Origin of the sequence: Pyxidicoccus caerfyrddinensis (assembly GCF_010894405.1) — a bacterium.
Taxonomy (GTDB): Bacteria; Myxococcota; Myxococcia; order Myxococcales; family Myxococcaceae; genus Myxococcus; species Myxococcus caerfyrddinensis.
In genome coordinates, this window is record NZ_JAAIYA010000058.1 from 11,644 (window position 1) to 15,414 (window position 3,771).

Here is a 3,771-nt window from a genome sequence, read left to right on the forward strand (position 1 = left end):
ATTCCTCGCGCAGACGGCGCTCCAGCTCGGCGCGTGCGGCGGAGGGCTCCAGGCCGCTGAGGTCCGTCGTCACCAGCGGGAGCTCGCCATGAGGGGCGATGAGCTGGAGGGGCTGGCCCTCCTGCTGCGAGAAGGAAGTGCGCAGGGCTTCATGCCGGCGCACCAGCTCCTCGAAGCTGCGCTGCAACGCCGTGACGTCGAGCGGCCCGTCCATGCGCACGAAGGTGGGCATGTTGTAGGAGGCGCTGCCGGGCTGGAGCTGATCGATGAACCACAGGCGCTGCTGGGCGAAGGAGAGCGGCAGCGGCCCGGTGCGCGGCACGGGGACGATGGTGGAGGCCTGGGTCCCGGACGCGGACTCGATGCGCGTGGCGAGGGCGGCCACGGTGGGCGCCTCGAAGAGGACTCGCAGCGGCAGCTCCACTCGGAGCCGGGAGCGGATGCGGGAGATGACCTGCGTGGCCAGCAGCGAGTGTCCACCCAGCTCGAAGAAGTTGTCGGTGACGCTCACCTGGGGCAGGCGCAGGACGGCGGCGAACAGCTCCGCGAGCTTCTCCTCCATCGGGTTGCGAGGAGCGGTGAAGGGCGCGTTGCCGCGCAGGCTCTCCGCGTCGGGCGCGGGGAGGAGGTTTCGCGCCAGCTTGCCGCTGGGCGTCAGCGGCAGGGCCTCCAGCATGACGAAGGCGGAGGGCACCATGTACTCGGGCAGCCGCTGCTGGAGGAAGCCGCGCAGGCCCTCCGCGTCCACTTCGCCCGCGGGGACGACGTAGGCCACCAGGCGCTTGTCGCCGCCCACTTCACGCACCACGGCCGCGGCGTCGCGCACGTTGGGGGCGGCGCGCAGGACGGACTCCACCTCGCCCAGTTCCACGCGGTAGCCGCGCAACTTCACCTGGCCGTCCAGGCGGCCGAGGAAGTCCACCGTGCCGTCCGCCTTCCACTTCGCCGCGTCGCCGGTGCGGTACAGGCGCGCGCCGGGCTCGGTGCTGAACGGGTTGGGCACGAAGGCCTTCGCCGTCATGTCCGGGCGGTCCAGGTAGCCATGCGCCAGGTGCGTGCCGCCGATGAACAGCTCCCCAGGCACTCCCACCGGGCAGGGCTGGCCGTGCGCGTCCAACACGTAGAGCTGCGTGTGCTCCAGCGGCGCACCGATGCACGGCAGCTTCGGCCACGTGGACGGGAGGCCTTGCAGCCGGTACGCGGAGACGACGTGCGTCTCCGACGGGCCGTACTGGTTCTCCAGCACGCACCCGGGCAGCGCCTCGAAGAAGGCCACCAGGGCCGGCGTCACCTGGAGCTGCTCACCCGCCGTCACCACCTCGACGAGCGCGCGCGGCAGCGTGGCGCCGTGCGAGACGGCGTCCGCCATGGCCTGGAGCGCCACGAAGGGAAGGAACAGTCGTTCCACCGCGTGCTGATTCATGAACTCCAGCAGCGCGGGGATGTCCTGGCGCAGGCCGCCGGTGGGCAGCAGCAGCGTGCCGCCGGCCCACCACGTGGAGAACAGCTCCTGGAAGGACACGTCGAAGCTGAGTGAAGCGAATTGCAGCGTGACGCCGGCCGGACGCACCGAGCGCGGGTGCTGCCACGCCAGCAGGTAGCTGAGCGCCCGGTGGGGCATGAAGACGCCCTTGGGCCGGCCCGTGCTGCCCGACGTGTAGATGAAGTAGCAGTTGGACTCCGGCGACACGTCGCGGGCCGGTGCATGCGCGGGCCGCCGAGCGAAGGCCTCCGCCTCGGTGTCCATGCACACACGAATCGCGCTCGTGTTGGCGGGCACCGCGGAGAGCAGGTGCGATTGGGTGAGGACGACCCGTGCCTTCGAGTCCTCCAGCATGAAGGCGAGCCGGTCGGCGGGATAGGTCGGGTCCAACGGGAGGTACGCGGCACCGGCCTTCAGGGCGGCCAACACGGCGACGGCCATGTCCAGGCTCTTGTCCAGGCACAGGCCCACCGTGCCTCCGGCGGGCACGCCCAGCTCCACCAGGTGGTGCGCGAGCTGATTGGCCCGCGCATCCAGCTCCGCGTAGGTGAGCGAGCGGGTGCCGTCGCTGACGGCGACTGCATTCGGCGTACGCCGGACCTGGGCCTCGAACGGACGGTGCACCAGCACGGGCGTGTGGGGCACGTGCGAGGTGTCGTTGAAGTCCACCAGCAGCTGCCGCCGCTCATCCTCGCCGAGGAGCTTCAGGCGGGAGATGGGCTGGCCCGCGTCGGCCACGGCCGACTCCATCAGCCGCACCAGGTGGCTGCCCATTCGCCGCGCAGTCGCCTCGTCGAAGAGGTCGGTGTTGTATTCGAGCGCTCCGGCGATGTCGTCTTCGAGGTCCGCGAGCAGCAGCGAGAGGTCGAACTTGGACGTGCCGCTGTCCACGTCCAGGCCCTGCACGGCGCCGGCATTGCCGCCGCCAGCACCGTCGGCTTCTGGCTCCCGCTCGCGCGGGGTGTTCATCAGCGCGAGCATCACCTGGAACAGCGGGGTGCGGCTCAAGTCCCGCTCCAGCTTCAGCGCGTCCACCAGCTTCTCGAAGGGGACGTCCTGGTGGGCGTACGCGCCCAGCGTGGTCTCCTTCACCTGGGCGAGCAGCTCGCGCAGGCTCATGCCGGGCGCCAGCCGCCCGCGCAGGGCGAGGGTGTTGACGAAGAAGCCGACGATGCTCTCCAGCTCGGTGCGCTGGCGGTTGGCGATGGGCGAGCCCACCACGATGTCGTCCTGACCCGAGTAGCGCGACAGCAGCACCTGGAAGACCGACAGAAGGCCCATGAAGGGCGTGACGCCCTCGCGCTCGCACCACTGCTTGAAGGTGGCCGTGAGTGCCTCCCCCAGGCGCAGCGGGATGACGCCGCCGCGGTCCGTCTGCACGGGCGGGCGGGGACGGTCGGTGGGCAGCTCCAGCGCATGCGATACGCCATGGAACTGGTCGCGCCACCAGGCCACCTGCCGCTCCAGCGTCTCGTCGCGCAGCCAGCCGCGTTGCCAGGCCGCGTAGTCCGCGTACTGGAACGGCAGCGGCGGCAATGGCGACGGCAGCCCGCGAACGAAGGTCGGGTAGAGCAACCCCACCTCGCGCAAGAGGATGCCGGTGGACCAGCCATCCGACACGATGTGTTGGACGGTGACGAGCACCACATGGCGGTCGTCCGCCAGCCGCACCAACGTGGCGCGCAGCAGCGGCGCCACCGTCAGGTCGAAGGGTGTCTGCGCCTCCGCATGCGCCTGACGCCGGGCCGCCTCGTCACGCTGGGACTCGGGCAGATGGCTCAGGTCCACGAAGGACAGCGTCAGCTCCGCGTCCGGGTGGACGCGCTGGACGGGCTCGCCATCCTCCACGGTGTGGAAGCTGGTGCGGAGCACCTCATGGCGACGGACGAGCTCCTGGAGGGTGCGGGTGAGGGCCTCGCGGTGCAGGGTGCCGTTGATGCTCACGGCGAAGGGGATGTTGTAGAAGGCGCTGCCGGGCTGGAGCTGGTCGAGGAACCAGACGCGCTGCTGCGAGAAGGACAGCGGTAGCGGGTCGGTGCGCGGCACGGACACCAGCGGCGGGAGCTGGTCGGCGGCGTTCAACGGCCGCGCGGACTCCACTCGCGAGGCGAGCGAGGCGAGAGTGGTCGCCTCGAAGAGGGCGCGCACGGGCAGTTCCACGCCGAAGGCGCGGCGCACGCGGGATACGACCTGCGTCGCCAGCAGCGAGTGGCCACCGAGGTTGAAGAAGTCGTCGGTGACGCCGACCGCGTCCAGATGCAGCACCTCGGCCCAGATGGCGGCGAGCC

Annotated in this window: 1 protein-coding gene; it reads right to left on the reverse strand. The window is 70.8% G+C overall.

What is annotated here, in order from left to right; genetic code table 11:
• Positions 1–3,771, reverse strand: a 3,771-nt coding sequence (locus G4D86_RS51170; protein WP_164003013.1) for a non-ribosomal peptide synthetase, incomplete at both ends; no start/stop codon positions are given.